Origin of the sequence: Photobacterium salinisoli (assembly GCF_003614885.1) — a bacterium.
Classification (GTDB): domain Bacteria; phylum Pseudomonadota; class Gammaproteobacteria; order Enterobacterales; family Vibrionaceae; genus Photobacterium; species Photobacterium salinisoli.
In genome coordinates this window covers 1,163,136-1,181,696 of the sequence record NZ_QZMS01000011.1, presented here as the reverse complement: position 1 = coordinate 1,181,696, position 18,561 = coordinate 1,163,136, and the positions used below count along the sequence as shown (strand labels likewise).

At 50.5% G+C, this 18,561-nt stretch carries 17 protein-coding genes and 1 pseudogene; 12 read left to right on the top strand and 6 right to left on the bottom strand.

The features are described 5' to 3' along the window. Positions 1-59 precede the first annotated feature (59 nt). The 4 genes from D6M16_RS16645 (at position 60) to D6M16_RS16630 (ending at position 3,850) form a co-directional block, all read left to right on the top strand. Complete coding sequence (locus D6M16_RS16645; RefSeq protein ID WP_205576919.1) at positions 60-848, top strand: S1 family peptidase; 789 nt, start codon at positions 60-62, stop codon at positions 846-848. Continuing rightward, on the top strand, positions 845-1,273 hold the full coding sequence (locus tag D6M16_RS16640; RefSeq protein WP_120512931.1) for a VanZ family protein: 429 nt from the start codon (positions 845-847) through the stop codon (positions 1,271-1,273). The genes D6M16_RS16645 and D6M16_RS16640 overlap by 4 nt, the downstream gene beginning before the upstream one ends. 134 nt (positions 1,274-1,407) lie before the next feature. Next, entirely contained in the window at positions 1,408-1,890 is a 483-nt protein-coding gene (locus D6M16_RS16635; protein WP_120512930.1) for a CreA family protein, read from the top strand. A 307-nt stretch (positions 1,891-2,197) separates the two neighbouring features. Beyond that, the gene (locus tag D6M16_RS16630) at positions 2,198-3,850 is read left to right on the top strand and encodes an AMP-binding protein (RefSeq protein WP_120512929.1); all 1,653 of its coding nucleotides are present in this window, start codon (positions 2,198-2,200) and stop codon (positions 3,848-3,850) included. A 99-nt stretch (positions 3,851-3,949) separates the two neighbouring features. On the opposite strand, the gene D6M16_RS16625 is transcribed toward D6M16_RS16630, so the two are convergent. Beyond that, a complete protein-coding gene (locus tag D6M16_RS16625) occupies positions 3,950-5,794 on the bottom strand; it encodes a beta-ketoacyl synthase (RefSeq protein WP_120512928.1) in 1,845 nt (614 codons plus the stop codon). Between the two features lie 210 nt (positions 5,795-6,004). On the opposite strand from D6M16_RS16625, the gene D6M16_RS16620 reads away from it, so the two are divergent. Together D6M16_RS16620 and D6M16_RS16615 are read left to right on the top strand one after the other, a co-directional pair. Next, positions 6,005-6,982: a GlxA family transcriptional regulator gene (locus D6M16_RS16620; RefSeq protein ID WP_120512927.1), complete on the top strand. Its 978-nt coding sequence runs from the start codon at positions 6,005-6,007 to the stop codon at positions 6,980-6,982. Between the two features lie 170 nt (positions 6,983-7,152). After that, a complete protein-coding gene (locus D6M16_RS16615) occupies positions 7,153-7,695 on the top strand; it encodes a hypothetical protein (RefSeq protein WP_120512926.1) in 543 nt (180 codons plus the stop codon). A 104-nt stretch (positions 7,696-7,799) separates the two neighbouring features. Here D6M16_RS16615 and D6M16_RS16610 read toward each other — a convergent pair whose 3' ends face one another. Next, positions 7,800-8,027, bottom strand: a complete 228-nt coding sequence (locus tag D6M16_RS16610) for a hypothetical protein (RefSeq protein WP_120512925.1) — start codon at positions 8,025-8,027, stop codon at positions 7,800-7,802. Between the two features lie 288 nt (positions 8,028-8,315). Between D6M16_RS16610 and D6M16_RS16605 the strand changes: the two genes are divergently transcribed. From D6M16_RS16605 to D6M16_RS16590, 4 genes are read left to right on the top strand one after another with little or no spacing between them, the layout of a single operon-like run. Continuing rightward, entirely contained in the window at positions 8,316-9,845 is a 1,530-nt protein-coding gene (locus tag D6M16_RS16605) for an ABC transporter substrate-binding protein (protein WP_120512924.1), read from the top strand. Continuing rightward, positions 9,838-10,791, top strand: a complete 954-nt coding sequence (locus D6M16_RS16600) for an ABC transporter permease (RefSeq protein ID WP_120512923.1) — start codon at positions 9,838-9,840, stop codon at positions 10,789-10,791. The genes D6M16_RS16605 and D6M16_RS16600 overlap by 8 nt, the downstream gene beginning before the upstream one ends. Continuing rightward, on the top strand, positions 10,788-11,579 hold the full coding sequence (locus tag D6M16_RS16595; protein WP_120512922.1) for an ABC transporter permease: 792 nt from the start codon (positions 10,788-10,790) through the stop codon (positions 11,577-11,579). The genes D6M16_RS16600 and D6M16_RS16595 overlap by 4 nt, the downstream gene beginning before the upstream one ends. A 2-nt stretch (positions 11,580-11,581) precedes the next feature. Beyond that, positions 11,582-12,964 carry an ABC transporter ATP-binding protein gene (locus tag D6M16_RS16590; protein WP_120512921.1) on the top strand — a complete coding sequence of 461 codons (1,383 nt, stop codon included), beginning with the start codon at positions 11,582-11,584 and terminating at the stop codon, positions 12,962-12,964. A gap of 121 nt (positions 12,965-13,085) precedes the next feature. On the opposite strand, the gene secF is transcribed toward D6M16_RS16590, so the two are convergent. The 4 genes from secF to D6M16_RS16570 form a co-directional block, all read right to left on the bottom strand. Beyond that, a complete protein-coding gene (gene secF, locus D6M16_RS16585; protein WP_120512920.1) occupies positions 13,086-14,000 on the bottom strand; it encodes a protein translocase subunit SecF in 915 nt (304 codons plus the stop codon). 2 nt (positions 14,001-14,002) lie between these two features. After that, entirely contained in the window at positions 14,003-15,850 is a 1,848-nt protein-coding gene (gene secD, locus D6M16_RS16580; protein ID WP_120512919.1) for a protein translocase subunit SecD, read from the bottom strand. Between the two features lie 72 nt (positions 15,851-15,922). After that, positions 15,923-16,390, bottom strand: coding sequence for a hypothetical protein (locus tag D6M16_RS16575; RefSeq protein WP_120512918.1), 468 nt, complete (start codon positions 16,388-16,390; stop codon positions 15,923-15,925). Positions 16,391-16,513: 123 nt separating this feature from the next. Further along, positions 16,514-16,954, bottom strand: a complete 441-nt coding sequence (locus D6M16_RS16570) for an ion channel (RefSeq protein ID WP_120512917.1) — start codon at positions 16,952-16,954, stop codon at positions 16,514-16,516. Between the two features lie 359 nt (positions 16,955-17,313). Here D6M16_RS16570 and ylqF point away from each other — a divergent pair, with 359 nt between their 5' ends. Both ylqF and D6M16_RS22725 read left to right on the top strand, forming a co-directional pair. Continuing rightward, positions 17,314-18,261, top strand: a complete 948-nt coding sequence (gene ylqF, locus D6M16_RS16565; RefSeq protein ID WP_120512916.1) for a ribosome biogenesis GTPase YlqF — start codon at positions 17,314-17,316, stop codon at positions 18,259-18,261. Between the two features lie 168 nt (positions 18,262-18,429). Then, a pseudogene (locus D6M16_RS22725) lies at positions 18,430-18,558 on the top strand (DUF6538 domain-containing protein); the annotation flags it as partial. Between the last annotated feature and the right edge of the window lie 3 nt (positions 18,559-18,561).

The window sequence follows — 18,561 nt, the reverse complement described above, 5'->3', positions numbered from 1 at the left end:
CCCGCTCTGCGGGGCGATATGTTCACCCTATTTTCTGCCAGCCTGTAAGGACAAAAATCATGCTTTTCTGTACCCGTCGAGCCGCTCAGCTCATCATGCGAACTCTGTTCTGTCTTGGCTGCATGTTACTTACAACGGCAAAGGCACAAGCCGCATTGCCAGACGTAATTGCGAAGATTAAACCTTCCGTTGTCGGGGTGGGCACTTATAACAAGCTGGCGACACCACGGGCTAATCTTATCGGAACTGGCTTTGTCGTTGGCGATGGCACATTGATTGCCACCAATAATCATGTTGTCCCCACTGCTATCGAAGTGGACAGAAACACCGGCTTTGTTGTCTTCGTCGGCACAGGCACTTCACCGGATGTCCGCACCGCAACCGTCGTTGCACGAGACAGTGAGCACGATCTGGCATTACTGAAAATCACTGGCACTCCCTTACCAAGCTTGCCTCTTTCCCAGCGTCCGGTGCGTGAAGGAGAGATCTACAGCTTCACTGGCTTTCCGATAGGTGCAGTGCTTGGGCTGTACCCGGTGACACACAGAGGCATGGTATCCAGCATCACCCCGGTTGCAGTGCCGGCCCGCTCAGCAAAAGAGCTCTCAGTCGCTCGCCTCAAACACCTGAAAAATCCTTTTGTCGTCTATCAGTTTGATGCCACAGCCTACCCCGGAAACAGTGGCAGTCCGGTATACCATCAGGACACAGGTGAAGTTATCGCCGTCATCAATAAGGTCTTGGTGCAAACCAGCAAAGAAAATGCACTGAGCCAGCCAAGCGCCATCACTTATGCCATTCCCGTCCGGCACCTGAATCAGCTGCTAAGCTCACGCTATAAACCATGAGAAAGCATGCTGAACCTATCTCACTGTATGTGTTGTTGAAAGAGCGGCAATTACTGATATGGGTATGGCTGCTACTCAGCTTATATGCCGCTTTTATTGCAGGGCTGACTTTAATGCCGGCCGCAGAGAAAGGATCACTGGCCGACTTAGACAGTTACGGCATATCCGGGCTGGATAAACTGCTGCATATATTGACCTATATACTTTTCGCCATGCTGGCACTTTGTGTCAGCCGGCAATACCGTTTCTACATTAGTATGCTTATCGGGCTGATGCTGTTTGGTAGTTTACTCGAAGTTTTTCAGGGCATTCTTCATCTTGGGCGCGAGAGCTCTTTTTCCGATGCCGTGGCAAATCTTTCTGGAGTCATACTGGGCGGGTTGCTATCTTGGTACCTGGAACGGCATGCTGCCATTAAAAGCTAGCGTCAACCCGGAAGATATAAACAATCAGTAAGTGCCTGATGTGGGAATGATATCCAGCTAGCGACTCTGGTGAGCATCATTATTGTCCGGGCACCTTTCCACTCACTATTTTTACAGAATAATGGAGACTTTGAATGAAGCGCGCTCTGCTCTTTTCTGCCATGATCGCAGGAGCATCCTTACTGGCAGGCTGTTCAGACAACGAAGTCGGTGACGTCAGTTTGGGCGTATTTACCACCAAAGACATCAAACTGAATGTGCTCAGTGATCCGCTGATCCCTGGTGTCACTTGCCACATTGCCAGTATTGAAGCGGATCTGGATTTTTCCGATCCCAGTGATTCTTCTATTTCCTGCCGGCAAACCGGTGAAATTACCCCTGAAATGATCGCCGCGATTGATAAATCAAAATCAGGTGATGTGGTCTTCAAGAAGTCAAAAAGTGTCTTTTTCAAAACAATGAAAATTCGCCGGGTCTTTGACCACGACAGCCAAACCCTGATGTATTTGTCTTATTCCACAAAAGAAACATCGGGCAGCTATAAACACAGCCTGTCCACAGTACCTTTGTGGGGTACCAAAGCGTATCAGGCGCCTGTCACACCACAAGCACAGTAACGGATGTCCTTCATTCAGGTTACTGTTTACATTCAGTAACAAAAACACATGCATACTGCGTCGCAGCTCTGACAATTCACAGAGCTGCTGCAGGTGTACAGCTAACCAGCCTCTCTTTCTGCTTCCTCAATGACTTAAACCGTTATTTTTGATCACTAAGTTAGATTTTTACCGCAAATACAATACAGTGATATCTTGACGCTCCACCTAAAGCCGCATTTAATTATTTAACAAGATAATAACAACCACGGAATGGAACATTACAATGACTTTGCCTTTACAGCCAAACACATTAAGGGATTCGCTCATGACGCAAGCATTACCTCATGAACGCATGTTGAAATGGGCAGAAGAGCGCCCGGATGACATTTTTCTCCGCCAGATCATCAACCGGCAGTTTACCGACTTTACCTATGCCGAGGTCATAGATAAGGCATTGCGCCTTGTCAGCGCATTACGTGCACAAGGCCTCATGCCTGGAGACAAGGTAGGCTTGATCTCGAAAAACTGCGCAGAATGGTACATCTGCGATCTCGCCATGATGCTTGGCAGCTACATCAGCGTACCGATCTTTCCTACCGCGGGTGCAGACACCATAGAGTACTGCCTGACTCACAGTGAAGCCAAGTTGGTTTTCATCGGCAAACTGGATGATAACCGCGCCATTAATACCGTCTGTCAAAATCTGGAAGATATCATCACGGTCAGCTTCCCGTACCCGAATACGCCAGAATGTCAGCATTCATTCAATGCGCTCATTGAGTCGCACGCACCGAGTGAAGAGCGCCCAACCCATCAGGACAACGATGTGATGTCGCTGGTGTATACATCCGGCACATCCGGGTTACCCAAAGGTGCCATTCTTTCTTACGGTGGCTTTGCTTTTTCTGCGCAGAGCCTCATCGATCATATCGGCATCATCGAAAATGAGCGCCTGTTCTCCTACCTTCCTCTGGCTCACATCACAGAACGTGTTTATATCCTGGGCACTTCAATGATGGCGGGTGTGCAGGTTGCCTTCCCTGAATCACTGGACACATTCATTGAAGACGTCAAAATGCACCGCCCGACATTATTTATCTCAGTACCCCGCCTCTGGACCGTGTTCCAACAGCGAATTCTGGAAAAACTGCCACAGGCAAAACTGAACATTTTGCTGAAAATCCCTTTTGTGTCCGGCCTGATCAAACGCAAACTGGCAGACGGCTTGGGCCTGAATGAAGCACGCGTATTAGGCTGCGGTTCAGCACCGGTTTCACCGGCACTGTTGCGCTGGTATGAGAGCATCGGGCTTAATATCACCGAAGCCTGGGGTATGACGGAAAACTATGCCTATGGCACCCTCAATCTTCCGTTTCGCAGTGACAAAATCGGCACAGTAGGCAGTGCGGGACCGGGGGTGGATATCAAGATCGCAGAAGATGATGAAATTCTTGTGCGTAGTAAAGGCCTGTTTTCTGGTTACTACAAAAACGACATTGCCACCAAAGAAAGCTTCAATGATGAAGGCTGGCTGCATACCGGTGACCTTGGCAGTCTGGATGAAGAAGGCTTCCTGACGATTCAGGGCCGTAAAAAAGACAACTTCAAAACAGCGAAAGGGAAATTCGTTTCACCGGTGCCGATTGAAAAGCGCCTCTTTGAACTCTGTGGCATTGAAATGATGTGTGTAGTGGGTTCAGGTATGCCCGCTCCTATTCTGCTGGCGGTCGCGCATGCTTATCCTAATTTTGACCGGGACAGATATGCGAAAACAGTAAGCAGGGCGATCGAAACTATCAATAAGGAGCTGGAGTCACACGCCAAGATCAAAGGTGTTTTGATGATCAAAGAACCCTGGAGTATTGAGAACGGTATCTTGACCCCTACCCTCAAGATCAAGCGTCATTTGCTGGAAAAACAATATCACGATACCGGTTGTAACTGGCCAAAAGATCAATTGATCCAGTGGGAAGAGTAAACACGGCAACCGTCAGCGTGACAACAAGTGGCCGTTTACACATGCAATAAAAAGGGCAGCTTTAAGCTGCCCGTTTTTTTGTTGGAGAGAGCGAATTGATTATTCGTAATCGGCGTACGGATTCGCTGTTGGCAATGCAATGGCTTCACCAAAGGCCGACAGTGTCAGACTGTTCTGGGTCATTGTCACCGAGGTTTCATCCATCACAGATTCACCAAAGTAATAACGAATTTCTTCCTGTCCCTGACAAGCCTGCTGATCACGCGCAGCCGTGGTAGTACGCACCTTAACATTACGAGCGAGGTATTCAGCGATAGCAAGCTGACCGTATTTCTTTTGCAACATCGACAGTGTTTTCTGTGGTGACAGCACCAACGCTGAAGCATTGTTGCCACCAAAGCCTTTGGCGTTAATGATCACACCCTGCATATCATCGCCTGCTGTGCCGGCAAAATAATGATCCATCAGAATATTCAGATTGGACTGATGCACATCATCGGCAATATGATCAATCGTTTTGATCCCCGGAATCCAGCCGTACTGCCAGACACCCAGAGAAGCTATCAGCTGATCGCCGGCCGCCGCACTCATAGAATGACCGACATAAGATTTAATTGCCGTCACCGGCCAGTTTTCAATGCCGAAGGTCTTCGCCACCTCGTTGAGTATGTGGCTTTCTGTGACGCGGTTTTGCGGTGTGCCTGTACCATGTGCCTGCACAAAGGTTTTCTTCACACCGTCCGGGCCAAGAATGGCCTGTGCCAGTGCCGCAGCCTTAGCAACAGTCACATAATTACCCACACCCGGTGCAGAGATAGATTTTTTATTGCCATCTGCATTAATAAACACATCAGCCGCAGAGCCATAAATGTTCGCCCCCAGTTTCAAAGCAAGCTCTTCTTCCATCAGTACGACAAACTGAGCTGATTCGGCCATGGTAAATCCGGCATTGTCAGAAAACGGACGACAGGCCCGGCGGTTATCAACTGTCTCGCTGCCATCCAGTGCGCAGATTTGTGCGTCTTCGGCTAACGCCCCCATCACGCGAAAACCTTCCATGATTTCAGAGACCACAGGCGCTTCAGCATTACCGACAATGGCCACCTTGGCCGCACCACTTTGGATGTCTTGCATGCCTTGACGCAAATTGTACAGGAAGGTTGCACAGGCTCCCATATTGGTGCCTGTCGTGCCCACACTGTTAATCACATAGCCGTTGATGAAATCGGCCGGCATTTCAGCCAGCGATAAAGCCATCATTTTCGAGCTGACCCGACCGCCCGTAAGTGGTGCGGCAACCATACCGGCTATGGACTGATCATCAATTTGCGCCAGCGCACTACCGGCATATACAGCAACTTCGTCAGGACGGATATGGGTCAGTATTTCCGACCAGTCAACACCCAGGGAATTGAGCGCATCTGAAGCGCCGTAAATAGTCAGTTGCAATCCGCGCGGATGAAACCGCGAGTTATACAACTTACCCGGTTCAAAGCCACGGGGAATATTGCCGCCACTGCTGACAGGGAAAGTGACGTAATCGGCCAGCAGTGCATCCAGCTCACCGGTTACTGTGATATGGACTTTGCTACCCTCTTCTTCCAGGTGCCAGTTCTCCGGCACATGCGCAGGCAACTTGGATTTGCGCAGCGTGAAACAGATCTGTTCATTACCGCCTGTAACCGCTGTTTTATATTGCTGCAGTACACGATCAGGATCGAAGGTTTCAATGCGACGAATTAAAGTGCCGTCCTTGATCGCCTCAATCACAGTGTCAGTGACGTCACCGTCAGCCAGGCCCATTCGGTGCGCCAGATCTTGCCAGGTTGAATGCATATCGCTGGCCGGCAGTATGTCTGCCAGCATACGTTTATAGCTGTGAAAACCTGAACTACGACCTGCGGCATTAATGCCGCCCATTCCGACAATCAGAGGTAATTTCATTGTATGCTTCTTGCTTCATGATTTATTTGTCTATCAGATTACCAAGTTCTACTGGCATTTCACCTGGCTTTTACGCCATAATTACTGACATAAGCGCCAAACCAGTCCAAGCAGACTAAATTGTGTCTTGCTGAGCTGCCAGCTTCAGCTCAGGTTCAGAAAAATCGCCCCCGATTAGATCTCAATGACGTTTAAAACAGAGCACTGACTATGAAGATTGCCTTTGTCCTTTATCCACGTGCATTAATCACAGGTATTTCTCTTGCTGCAGAGATGCTGAGCAGTGCTGCCAGTCTGAGACCCAAGCAGGATCAGAGGTCAAAACCCGTTTCTATTTCGGTTGTTGCTGAGAGTCTTTCACCGCCAGCGGTCAAATCCGGGCTGCGGCTACAACCGGATCTGACCCTGAAAGCGTCAGGACAATTCGATTTTGTCATTCTGCCGCCCATCTGGGGCAACCCGATCTCTGCATTGAAACAGTGCCCGGGGCTGGTGTCATGGCTGACCCATCAGTATCAGCAGGGCGCCAAAATCATCGCGACCGGTACAGGCGTTTGCTGGCTGGCCGAAACCGGGCTACTTGATCAGCAAGTCGCCACCACGCATTGGTATTACTACGATAAATTTGCCGCGCGTTACCCGGCCGTGGTACTGAACCGCCAGGCATCCATTACTGTGGCAAATGGTTTGTATTGTACCGTGAGTATCAACTCGCAATCAGAGCTGATCCTGTACCTGATTCGTGAGCATTTTGGCCAAAGTGTGGCCAAAACGGTCGAGACACATTTCGGCCATGAGATCTCTCAGTCTGACCAGCAACCCTTCTATCAGATAGGCGGAGAGGTCCAGTTTGATGAATCCATCGCATTGGCGCAGGACTGGCTCAAACGCAACTTATCCAAACCGATCACAGCAAAAGACGTGGCTGAGCATTGCGGCTTGCCACTGCGGACTTTTCAACGCCGGTTCAAAACCCAGGTCGGCCAGACCCCACATGAGTATTTACAGTCTCTGCGCATGGAAGCGGCACAAATCCTGTTACGTGATTTTGGATTATCTGTTCAGGATGTCGCAGAGCAAGTCGGTTACCGTGACGCCCATCATTTCAGTACCCGTTTTCAGCAACAGTTTACCCTGAGCCCGTCTCAATACCGTCATATGGTCAAAGCGAAGATATACCAGGCCTGAATTACTCACTTATGAGATTCCGCATCACTTAATTGCCGGATCAATGGTTTAGCCTGGATCCCGGTCACACTGATAGTCACCCAGTCGCTATGCTATTAGTAACGAACAATTCAATAAGATCTCGAGTTGAACTGGGTAATGCCTGTCTCGATGAACTGGAAAATCAAGTGATGTATGGTCGTATCCAATTGTTTTTCATACTGTTCATAACGTACTCTGCTGCCAGTGCCCCACCTCAACCGCTGCCGACCAGCACCACAAAACTGGATAGCCGCTCCTGCCGGTTAGACCTTTACCATCTGACTAAAAATCAATACAACAATATTGAGCCGGATTTTCAGATTGCGCTCATCGCCGATAGCGGCTTTAACCGTCGGTATGTCGCACTGAAAGCTGATATCTCTTATCCACTTGGCTTTGAAAATTTCAGTTATTTCCGTACCGGTCAACCTGTTGAAATTTTTACCGCAGATTGGAAAAAGTATTACGGCAATCTGAACCTGTCAGACTCTTCCCGCAGTTACAGCATTGCCCACCTGGTCAGATTAGGCAGCACTAACCCAAGACAAGCTTTTGACCTCTTAGTCAGGCTAATTGCAGAAGATGAAGGCCGTTTTGAGTTGCGTAGTGACAACAAGCACTATCGATTCTATCTGGAGAAAGGGCATTTGGATGATTTTTTACATTGCCTGAGCAATCAGGTCACAAAATAAACTGAGCAACTACCGGGTGGTGTCCCGGGTGCTAACGTCACTGCCACTCAAATTACAAACGCCAGCACTGTGTGCTGGCGTTCGATGTCTGGCACGTTCAAAGCTTATCGGCTTTGAACCGGCTCATATTCACCTTCAATAACCCGCCCTTTTGGCGTTGTATCTTCAGCTTGTGCAGCATTGAAAGTGGCAAATTCTTTAGCTAGTTTGCGCTTGAGGAATGGCTGAGCAATAAATGCAACCAATGCCATCGTCAATCCCATGACTGCCGCAAAGGTCAACGCAAAGAAACCGACAACCAGTGCAATCACACCAGTAAGGATATTTTTCATCTGTCACCTCATTATCAGGTACAGGAAACAGGACAATACCTGCATCCGGACACTCAGCCTCGCACAACAAAGTTGAATGCAGCTTGAACAGACGCTCAGTTGTTAGCATTTTTTCGCTTTTCACAAGTACGCGAAGTCAATTTAGACCTACATGCCGGTATCACCGGATTGCGACCGGCAGCCTTCACACTCATGCACGTTTTGTGCTCCAGAAAAAAATCTACTGGACAGAAAAACCTTTCTCATGCTGGAATATTGTTATGTTATAACAAAACAATTTAAAGAGACATGAAGAAAATATTATTACTCACCTTGGTGATTGCAGCTGGCGCCCTCGTCTTTTGGCAGCCGTCTTCGCCAGCCCGCCAGACTCTGGCCATTTCCGGCCCGTTTGAATTCAATAGTCAGGATATGTCAAAAGACGGATTTCTGTTTTCACGCCTGCAAGTGGTGGAATCGCTGGTTGGTATCAATGAGCAGGCAGAACTCTATCCGCTGCTGGCGGACAGCTGGCAGCAAAGTACAAACGGCCTGAACTGGGTATTCACTATCCGGCCGGAGGTCAAATTCCACGACGGCAGCCTGCTGACGGCCAAAGCAGCAGCTCAGTCACTCAATCAGGCACTTAGCAAACCGGGAGTTATTCGCCAGGTTCCTGTGCAATCGATTCAGGCCAGAGATAACCAGGTGATAATCACGCTGGATCGCCCATTCCGCGCGCTGCCTTCAGTGCTGGCACACTACTCGACCGCTATCGTGATCCCCGGCTCTTTCAGCGATAACGGTAAGATAGCAGCACTACAGGGTACAGGTCCTTATCAGATTGACGAGTTGCAGCCGCCACACAAAGCTAAAGCCAGCCGTTTTGCCGACTACTGGGGCCGGAAAGCACAGATTGACACCATTGAATATCTGGCGGGCCATCGTTCTGAAAGCCGGGCTTTACTGGCGCAAAGTGGTCAGATGGATCTGGTCTATACGCTGGATCCTATTAGTATGGATAGTCTGAAAACTGCCAATAATCTGCAGCTTCATGTAGAGTCCATGCCGCGTACTGTGCTGGTAAAGCTCAACAACGCCCACCCGTTTCTGAATCACAAGTCGGTCCGTCAGGCATTAAGTCTGGCGCTGGATCGTGAAGGAATTGCGCAATCGGTGCTTCGTTTACCGGGCTCGGAAGCCTACCAGCTTTTTTCCCCGGCATTAGGGGCCTGGCATATCAACCAGCAAGACACGGTTAAGCGTAATCTGGAACAGGCCGGACAGCTGCTTGCTGAACAAGGCTGGCGCGCGAACGAGCAGGGTCTGCTGGAAAGAGATGGCAAGGTTTTTCGCATTCAGCTTGTGACGTACGCCGATCGACCTGAGCTGCCGCTGATCGGAACAGCACTTCAGGCACAATGGCGTGAACTGGGTATCGATGTTCAGATTTCTATCGATAACTCCAGCGCCATCCCGGCCAAACATCATGACAACAGTCTGGAAATGGCACTGATCGCGCGTAACTTCGGCACCCTGGCCGACCCATTGCCTCTGCTGATGAATGACTTTGCCACCGAAAAGGGCTCAGACTGGGGACCGATGCACTGGTCTTCGCCGACCTTCAGTCACCTGCTTGCACAGCTGGCTGCTGAGCCAGACTCAGTTAAATACCGCCAGCTGGCCAGGCAGGCAGCAGGCTTACTGGCCGATGAAATGCCGCTGATTCCAGTGACCTATTACCGTCAGATTGTTGCGGTAAACGACAAGATCAGCGGCTTCTCATTCGATCCGTTTGAAATCAACTACCGGGTGTCGGAGATGCGCTTCAATGATTAAGATTCTGTTCTCCCGTGTCTGCCAGGCGCTGTTTGTCGCCTGGTCAGTCGGCACTCTGACCTTTGTGCTGATGCGCCTGATTCCGGGTGACATCGCTTATCGTATTGCAGCAGGCCGCTATGGCTACGACTACGTCGATGCCGAAGCAGCACAAGCTGTTCAGGCGGAGCTGGGGCTGAATCGCTCTGGTATCGAATTGTATTTCAACTGGTTGTGGGATCTGCTGCACTTTAACTTGGGTAACTCTCTGGTCAGTGGCGAACCTGTCGTACAGGCATTGTCCCACCAGCTAGGGCACTCATTGCTACTGGCTGCCGCCGCCATGGTTTTATCGTTGCTCATTGCTATTCCTGTCGGTCTGTATTGTGGCCGCCGCGTTAATCAGTGGAGCGACCATGTTGCGCTGTTCAGTGCCATTATCATCAAGGCCCAGCCAGTCTTTCTGATTGGCCTGCTGCTCATTCTGGTATTTGCCTTACATTTCAACCTGTTTCCTGTGGCGGGTTTCGGCAGTCCGGAATACCTGGTGCTACCCGCGCTTGCACTGGCACTCAGTATGGCTGCCATGTCGAGCCGTATCATTCGCAACGCAACACATCAGGTACTGAACGCTCCCTACTTTCAGTTTGCCAGACTGAAAGGGCTGAGCCACGAACAGGCTTTTACCCGCCACGGTCAGCTGAATATTGCGCTACCCGTAATGGCTTTCGTTGGCATTCAGGCTGTCAGCCTGGTGGAAGGTATTGTGATGATTGAATCGCTGTTCTCCTGGCCCGGTATCGGCCATGCTTTATCCCACGCGATTTTCCGTCGCGATATTCCAGTGATCCAAGGTGCCGCCCTGCTGATGGGTCTGCTGTTTGTTGCCATCAATACACTGGTCGACATCTCACAGTACCTGCTTGATCCGCGTCAGCGTCTGGCGAAGCAACAGGTGATGGCATGACAGTATTCACATCACTTTCTCGCCGTCAGTGCCTGGGCCTATGTGTGCTTGTCACACTGATCCTGTTTACCGCTATCGAAACCCTGGTTTACCGTGGCGATCCGGCGCAGCAGTCGCTGTCTCAGGCATTTGCCACGCCAAGCTGGCAGGAACCGCTGGGCCGCGACCATTACGGCCGCAGTAACTATGCCCGTCTTGGCAGCGCCATCACGACATCCTTGCTGATGGCACTCGTGAGTGTGGCATCCTCTGCGGCGCTCGGCCTGCTGACAGGCATTATCGCGGCATGGAAAGGCGGCTGGTGGGATAAAAGCCTGTCCTGGCTGGTGAACATCTTGCTGTCGTTGCCGGGTTTGATTCTGGTGCTGCTGTTTGGCGCTATGGTGCCAGGCTCCTTTATGATCCTGTATCTGGCGATTTCACTGATGCTCTGGGTTGAATATTTCCGGGTGGTTCGCAGCCGTACGCTTGTACTGCTGCGCTCAGCGGAGATCGAAGCATCCCGTCTTTATGGGTTTGGTGCCTGGTATCAGTTCAAACGCCATCTCTGGCCAGAGCTGAAAACGGATCTGTTCACGCTGGGTTGTTTTGGCGCCGGTAACGCCATTCTGGCACTGGCTTCCATCGGTTTTCTCTATGTCGGGCTCAAGCCACCCGAAGCTGAACTGGGCCTGATGATGGTGGAATTGTTCCGCTACTACCAGCAGGCGCCCTGGGTGCTGATGCAACCCATCGGAGTGGTCTTTTTACTGGTGATGAGTTTTCACCTGCTGGCACAAGGTAAGTAGTCATGAACATACTATTAAATGTCGAACAGCTCTCAGTACAGACGCAGCAACAAATGCTGGTCAATCCGCTTTCCTTTACATTACGACAAGGTGAAGCCGTCACTATTCTCGGCGAAACCGGCTCAGGAAAAAGCCTGTTAGCCAATGCCATCATCGGCACCCTGCCCGGCACACTGTCGATGCAAGGGCGGATTAATCTGTTCGGACAGGCTCAGCAGGATCTGAGCCTGTCCGAGCGGCAGAAACTGTGGGGAAAAAAACTCTCGGTGCTGCCGCAAGAACCCTGGTATGCGTTAAGCCCGTTAATGGCCGTGGGTGAACAGGTCCGTGAAGTGCATGAGATAGTCAATAATGACCAGGCACAAGCCCACTCGCATACCGAGCGCGCATTCACCAGCGTTGAGCTGAAACAGGATATGGCGAAGTACCCTCACCAACTCTCAGGGGGCATGGCGCAGCGGGTGGCGTACCTGTGTGCGACCCAGGCTGGCGGTGAGTTGCTGATCGCCGATGAGCCGACCAAAGGGCTGGATACCAGCCGCAAAGATCAGATCATCGAGCAACTCGTCCGCCACAAACAACGAGGTGCCGTTCTGGCCATAACTCACGATATTGAAGTCGCCCAGCGATTAGGCGGTGAGATCATAGTGATGAAAAAAGGCGTCATTCAGGAGCGCGGTCCGGCGGAACGCCTCCTGCAACAGCCGGAATCAGCTTACGCCAAAGCATTGATCGCCGCTGATCCCCGTTTCTGGCCACAAGCAACGCTGCCAGATATCAGTCAACCGCTGATAGAAGCCGAATCGCTTACCATGCAATTTGGTGATAAGACCCTGTTTCGTGATCTAAGTTTTACGCTGGCAGAAGGAGAGATTCTCGGCATCAGCGGTGACAGCGGCTGTGGTAAGTCAACACTTGCTGATCTGATACTGGGTTTGCAGCGCCCCTCTGCGGGGCACATGGTGAACAAACAGCAGCTCAGGACAGGTGAGGCACTGAAACTGTATCAAGATCCCCCCAGCGCACTTGCTAAAAGCGCAAAGCTGCAGACTCTGCTCAATGACTTATGCCGTCATCACCGGTTGGATACCCGCAAGATTAAGCCGCTGATGCAACGATTGGCCCTTTCTGACGATCTGCTGAGCCGTAAAGCGACTCAGGTATCTGGTGGCGAACTGCAGCGCTTTGCCATTCTGCGGGCATTGCTGATGAAACCTAAACTGCTGATCGCCGATGAGCCGACATCACGTCTCGACCCCATTACGGCTGCCAGTACGCTCCAGCTGATTGTCGAACTTACTCAGGAAATGGGGTGCGCTTTAGTGCTTATCAGTCATGACAAAGTGGCGCTGGAGAAAACCTGCCATAAGATCATTGCATTGTAGACATCAACTGGCTCAGAAAGATTGAGACGGATGCAGAAGTCAGGCCGTTGTAAGAACAAACCCGATGCCATAGGTACAGTAAGAGAGAGGTCAGCGTGAGCTGGCCTCTCTGTATACTGAATTAAGGCGCCGGATCGACTTCAGCCGGCAGGTAATGTTTCGGTTCCAGCTTCAACCATTCAGGTAAGACAGTCCCAATCGAAATCGATGACCAGGTACCGGAAATGATGCCGATAAACATTGCTGTCGCGAAGCCTTCCAAAGGTGTCCCGCCCATTAACCAGAGTGCAGCAACAGTGATCAGCGTAGTGCCTGAAGTCACCATGGTACGCGAAAACGTCGCAATCACGGCCTGATCATTGATATCTGCCGTCGGCATGTGTTGTTTCGCCACCAGCACTTCCCGAATCCGGTCTGCAATAATGATCGAATCGTTGAGCGAGTAACCCAGAATCGCCAGCACAGCCGCAAATACCGTAAGGTTAAATTCCATCTGGGTCAGCGCGAAAAAGCCCAGCACCAGAACAAGGTCGTGAATCAGCGCCAATAACGCCCCACTGGCAAGACGCCACTCAAAACGGATGCAGAGGTAACCCAAAATACACAAGATGCACACCAGCAATGCAAATCCGCCCTGCTCGACCAGATCCTGGCCGACCTGAGATCCCACCATGCTGTTACTGATGATTTCTACCTTGTCGGACACCTGGTGCAACAAGGGCTCAACATCGGGGGCTGCCTGTTCTTTCTCTGTGCCTTGTTCAGGCAACGCGTAGCGAATCACCCAGCGCCCGTCAGCGCCGGATGTCGTCACTGAGGTGGACTCACCGAGCGCCGGTTTCAGCACCTCCAGCATCTGGTCGCTGGTAACCGTAGGGCTGATCACCGTTTCGGTCACCATACCGCCGGTAAAATCCTGCCCCATATTCAAGCCTTTGATAGCGAAAGCTGCCAGCGAAATCACCATCAGCGCGATAGATACGACACTGGTGATGTAACGGATATTCCGAATTCGGGATTTCAAATAACTAACCATCTTTATACCCTCACATCACGACGCTTATCGCGTCCCCAAACCAGATTGATCAATGCCCGTGAAGCAAATACGCCGGTAAACATGCTGGTCAGCAGTCCCAGCCCCAAAGTCAGGGCAAAGCCCTGAATGGGCCCGTTTCCGATAGAGTACAAAATCAGGGCGGTAATCATAGTCGTGATGTTGGCATCGAGTATGGTGCTGAATGCACTGCTAAAGCCCTGGTCAATGGCCTGAGCAAAGCTCCGGCCTTCTGCCAGTTTGTCTTTGATTCTTTCGAAGATCAGGACGTTGGTATCCACCGCCATACCCACAGTCAGCACCAGCCCGGCGATCCCCGGCAAAGTCAATACGGCACCCGGCAGCAAGGCAATCAGGCCCAGCAGACACACCATGTTGACCATCAGCGCTACATTGGCCACCCAGCCAAGACGGCGATACCACAAGGCCATGAAGGTCAGCGTCAGTGCCATACCCAACGCCAGTGCCGCAAAACCGTTCTCAATGTTTTCCGCTCCCAGAGATGCGCCTATGGTGCGTTCTTCGACGATAGTCACCGGCGCCGTCAGCGATCCTGCACGTAACAACAAAGCAAGTTGCTGAGCTTCATCCGGCGAACCTGCTCCGGTAATACGGAACTGGTTCCCCAACTGCGACTGAATGGTAGCAACACTGATGACGCGCTCGCTGCGCTCAGTGTCGCCCCGGGCATTGGTTTTGTATTCCCGGTAGACGGTCGCCATCGGCTTGCCGATATGTTTGCCTGAGAAGTCACTCATGATCTTGCCACCGGCATGATCAAGTGAAATGTTCACTTCTGAAAACCCCACCGGATCCATACCTGCCCGCGCATTGACAATGTGCTCACCACTCAGCACCGGACGTTTATTGAGAATCACAGTACGGCCATTGTTATCTTTCAGCCGGATTACCTCGCCGGAACCTGCTTCGGAACCCGACTTCACCTCATAAAATGCCAGACTGGCGGTGGCACCAATAACCTTTTTGGCCTGTGACGGGTCTTGCACACCAGGCAATTCAATACGAATACTGTGCTCGCCCTGGCGCTGAACCAGCGCTTCGGTAATGCCCAGCTCTTCAATACGATCACGCATGATCTTCAGGTTCTGCTGCAGTGTCGCCGACTGGAAATCAAGCTTGTTTTGCTTGGTTGGCGTTACGGTCAGTTTGTCTGCACCCCGTTTGACTTCCCAGCCCGGATAATGCTGTTTCAAATACTGGCTGACCTGGCTCAACACAGTGTCGTCTTTCGTCTCAGCTTTGGATTCAAGGCTGAAACCATCCGTACCTAGCTGCCTGATACGTACCCCGCGCAGATGTTCGCTGCGCAGCATCTCCGTCACATCATCCACGATGGCGGTGCGCTGCTCCTGAAACGCGGTATCAATATCCACATTCAGCAGAAACTGCACGCCACCACGTAAATCCAGGCCCAGCTGAATCGGGCTGAAACCCATTTTTCCGAACCATTCGGGTGCGACGGAGACGTATGAATAGGTGATGTTATCGCCTTCTCTGACCCGCTTATCCAGCACTTCACGTGCCTTAGACTGATCAGACTCGTTGTTAAAAACGATAACCATCTGGTTGTTTTTCTGCTTAATTTCCTGTGCTTCAATGCCCTGCTGTTTCAGGTATTGGCTCACGCTGACAACATGATTCAGCTCACTATCGGCGTTGACTGACTGGATCTGAATAGACGGCTGCTCGCCGTACCAGGTTGGAATGGCACTCAATGCCAGTATCGCAACAGTTACCACCAGCACCAGATATTTCCAGGCAGCGTAGTGATTCAGCACCCGTGCTGATGCTCTAGAATGTTTTTTCTTCATGAATATCCCCTCAGCAATATGCCGAGTTAAAAGACAATAAATGTGACAATGTCACTCAGTGAAAAGGGATTATCAGATGAAGTAGTGGCTGTTGAGCGCCACATACATGGCATTGGTCTCTTTCCAGCCGGAAAGACGATAAGAAGGGCGAAAATCCTGATAAGCCACGTACTCTGGCGGCTGAACAAAACGCAGCATCAGACGGATATCGCTGACCGGATACAAAGACGAAGTCAGATCAAGACGATCCGGGTCACCGTCGTGAACATTGTATCGCTGCGAGATGTTCCAGCGGACAGAATGAAGAATGGCTACAGCAGAACCCGAATGCTGTGATTGGGTGGCCGGTGCAGAATCCGATGATTTTTTATGGCGGGAAGAAGGTTCGCTGAGAACGGCATTGAGCAGGCGGGATTCTGCCACGACCCGGGATTTAATCGTCGTCCCAGTGCCTTGTTCATCCAGGCATGCCATCGCCTGCGCAGAGAAGAACAGCGCAAAAAACGATAACCAGAATACGCGAATACCATGCCAGGACATAAAATGCCAACTCAATAACCAACAATGCACTATAAGTCCGAGTGTGACGGCGCTCAAGTAAAATGTTAGCAAAACGGGTTAGTTCGCTAGCTGATCCGGCATTCTGGTTAAGCTGTTAAGTTGTCATCCAGCTTGTTTGTTTTTCTGATTCATGATTCGCAGTGTGTCCTGCAGCGCCCATAACAGCGTCGAGGTGGAGACACCCACCATGACAATCCCATTTAACGATTCAATCGGCCCTAATAAACGCCAGCGTTCGGACATCACAATATCGCCATATCCTAAGGTGGCGAAGTTCACACAAGAAAAATAATAAGCCGTCGCAAAGTCAGTGAACTCATCTAATCCGTAAAACAGCCAGGCCCACACACCAATCTGTATGAGATTGCCAATGAGCAAAAGCGTCATCACACTCATCAGCAAAAGCAAACGCGACCCCAGCCGCGGGCTTTCTACCCAGGTATGATGACTGACATAAAAAGATAACGACGCAACCAGCAGTACGCTCTGGAACATCAGGCAGATAAACATGACGCTAAGACCCAGGATAATATTGATCAGCATGGTATACCTCGTCCCGTTTGAACGGCCAGTTACACTTGCGTTTACGGTACAGACAACGCTGATCACCTTTCGCTAGGTGCAAACAATCAACTTCGCTGGCTGCCAAAGCGCTTACTCAGCAGCATAGCCCAAAGATCAATTGAACCAGTGGCATCAGATAAGCCACTTCCGCCAACCACCTACCACGTCCAGCCGTTATAGTGTTAAGATCACAGCAATTCATTGTGACTTTGAGGGTGGCATTCTGCTCGGTGAACCACCATCAGAAACATCGGTTATTGGCTGTCAATTACCCGATATTGAAACAACGCTTTCAAACTCAAAGCACTGTCATTACAAGTAAAAGGTTTATATTTTTAATGTCTAGCACAAGTATCCAATGGTTTCCGGGCCACATGCACAAAGCCCGTAAAGAAATTGAAGAAGCCATTCCAAAAGTCGACGTCATCATTGAAGTGCTTGATGCCCGCATCCCTTTCAGCAGTGAAAACCCGTTGATTGCGTCTCTGCGTGGCGATAAACCCGTAATTAAAGTGCTGAACAAACGCGATCTTGCCGATCCGGACATGACGGAGTTGTGGATCGCGCATCTGGAAAAAGAACACAATGTGAAAGCCATGGCGATCACCACAGAAAACCAGAATGAAGTTAACAAGATTCTGGAGTTGTGCCGGAAACTGGCTCCTAATCGTGAAGAAATGGGCAAAAACATTCGGACCATGATCATGGGTATTCCCAATGTTGGTAAATCAACCATCATCAATACCCTCGCGGGCCGTTCGGTGGCCATTACCGGGAACCAGCCAGCCGTTACCCGTCAGCAGCAACGCATTAATCTGCAAAACGGCATTGTGCTGTCTGACACCCCAGGGATTTTGTGGCCGAAAGTAGAAAACCCGCACAGCGGTTTCCGTCTGGCCGCTACCGGTGCCGTCAAAGATACCGCCATGGACTACATTGATGTGGCATTCTTTACGGTGGAGTATTTGAAAGACGCTTATCCAAGTCTTTTACAGAAGCGTTACGAGCTGGAAGATGAATTACCGGAATCTGAAATTGAGCTGATGGAAGCCATTGGCCGCAAACGCGGCTGCTTGCGTTCAGGCGGTAAAGTGGATTTACACAAAGCGTCAGAGATACTGATCAATGAGCTGCGCAATGGCACTCTGGGACAAATCACCATGGAACGACCTGAAATGATCACTCAGGAACTGATTGATGTTGCTCTGGACAATGAACGCAAAGCCGCTGATAAAGCCAAGAACAAAGAAGAAAGACGTAAACGCTATCTGAGAAACAAGCGATAAACGCCGCATAAAAAAAGGTGCTGTTCCCCCGCTACGGGATATGAACATTTCGATTTGAACGCAGTACTAATTAATACTTTTCAATGATTTATGTTCAAATCTTGAAGGTGTTCGCCAGTTTTCAGTCAAGTTGGTACACAAACCACAACTAAAACTGGTACACAAAAAATGAACATGAGTTATTTAAGTAAACGGAACAGCACCTACTACTTTAGGCTTCGAATACCAGCGAGGTTTTCTCATATCTTACCTAGAGAGGTTAAGAGGAGTTTAGGTACAGACAGCTATGCAGAAGCCTGT

Bases quoted from the DNA above. Each gene is read 5' to 3' on its own strand.
- D6M16_RS16645 (WP_205576919.1), top strand. From the start codon at position 60: ATGCTTTTCTGTACCCGTCGAGCCGCTCAGCTCATCATGCGAACTCTG.
- D6M16_RS16600 (WP_120512923.1), top strand. From the start codon at position 9,838: ATGATTAAGATTCTGTTCTCCCGTGTCTGCCAGGCGCTGTTTGTCGCC.
- D6M16_RS16615 (WP_120512926.1), top strand. From the start codon at position 7,153: ATGTATGGTCGTATCCAATTGTTTTTCATACTGTTCATAACGTACTCT.
- secD (WP_120512919.1), bottom strand. From the start codon at position 15,850: ATGAAGAAAAAACATTCTAGAGCATCAGCACGGGTGCTGAATCACTAC.
- ylqF (WP_120512916.1), top strand. From the start codon at position 17,314: ATGTCTAGCACAAGTATCCAATGGTTTCCGGGCCACATGCACAAAGCC.
- D6M16_RS16610 (WP_120512925.1), bottom strand. From the start codon at position 8,027: ATGAAAAATATCCTTACTGGTGTGATTGCACTGGTTGTCGGTTTCTTT.
- D6M16_RS16635 (WP_120512930.1), top strand. From the start codon at position 1,408: ATGAAGCGCGCTCTGCTCTTTTCTGCCATGATCGCAGGAGCATCCTTA.
- D6M16_RS16630 (WP_120512929.1), top strand. From the start codon at position 2,198: ATGACGCAAGCATTACCTCATGAACGCATGTTGAAATGGGCAGAAGAG.
- D6M16_RS16570 (WP_120512917.1), bottom strand. From the start codon at position 16,954: ATGCTGATCAATATTATCCTGGGTCTTAGCGTCATGTTTATCTGCCTG.
- D6M16_RS16590 (WP_120512921.1), top strand. From the start codon at position 11,582: ATGAACATACTATTAAATGTCGAACAGCTCTCAGTACAGACGCAGCAA.
- D6M16_RS16575 (WP_120512918.1), bottom strand. From the start codon at position 16,390: ATGTCCTGGCATGGTATTCGCGTATTCTGGTTATCGTTTTTTGCGCTG.
- D6M16_RS16640 (WP_120512931.1), top strand. From the start codon at position 845: ATGAGAAAGCATGCTGAACCTATCTCACTGTATGTGTTGTTGAAAGAG.
- D6M16_RS16605 (WP_120512924.1), top strand. From the start codon at position 8,316: ATGAAGAAAATATTATTACTCACCTTGGTGATTGCAGCTGGCGCCCTC.
- D6M16_RS16595 (WP_120512922.1), top strand. From the start codon at position 10,788: ATGACAGTATTCACATCACTTTCTCGCCGTCAGTGCCTGGGCCTATGT.
- secF (WP_120512920.1), bottom strand. From the start codon at position 14,000: ATGGTTAGTTATTTGAAATCCCGAATTCGGAATATCCGTTACATCACC.
- D6M16_RS16620 (WP_120512927.1), top strand. From the start codon at position 6,005: ATGAAGATTGCCTTTGTCCTTTATCCACGTGCATTAATCACAGGTATT.
- D6M16_RS16625 (WP_120512928.1), bottom strand. From the start codon at position 5,794: ATGAAATTACCTCTGATTGTCGGAATGGGCGGCATTAATGCCGCAGGT.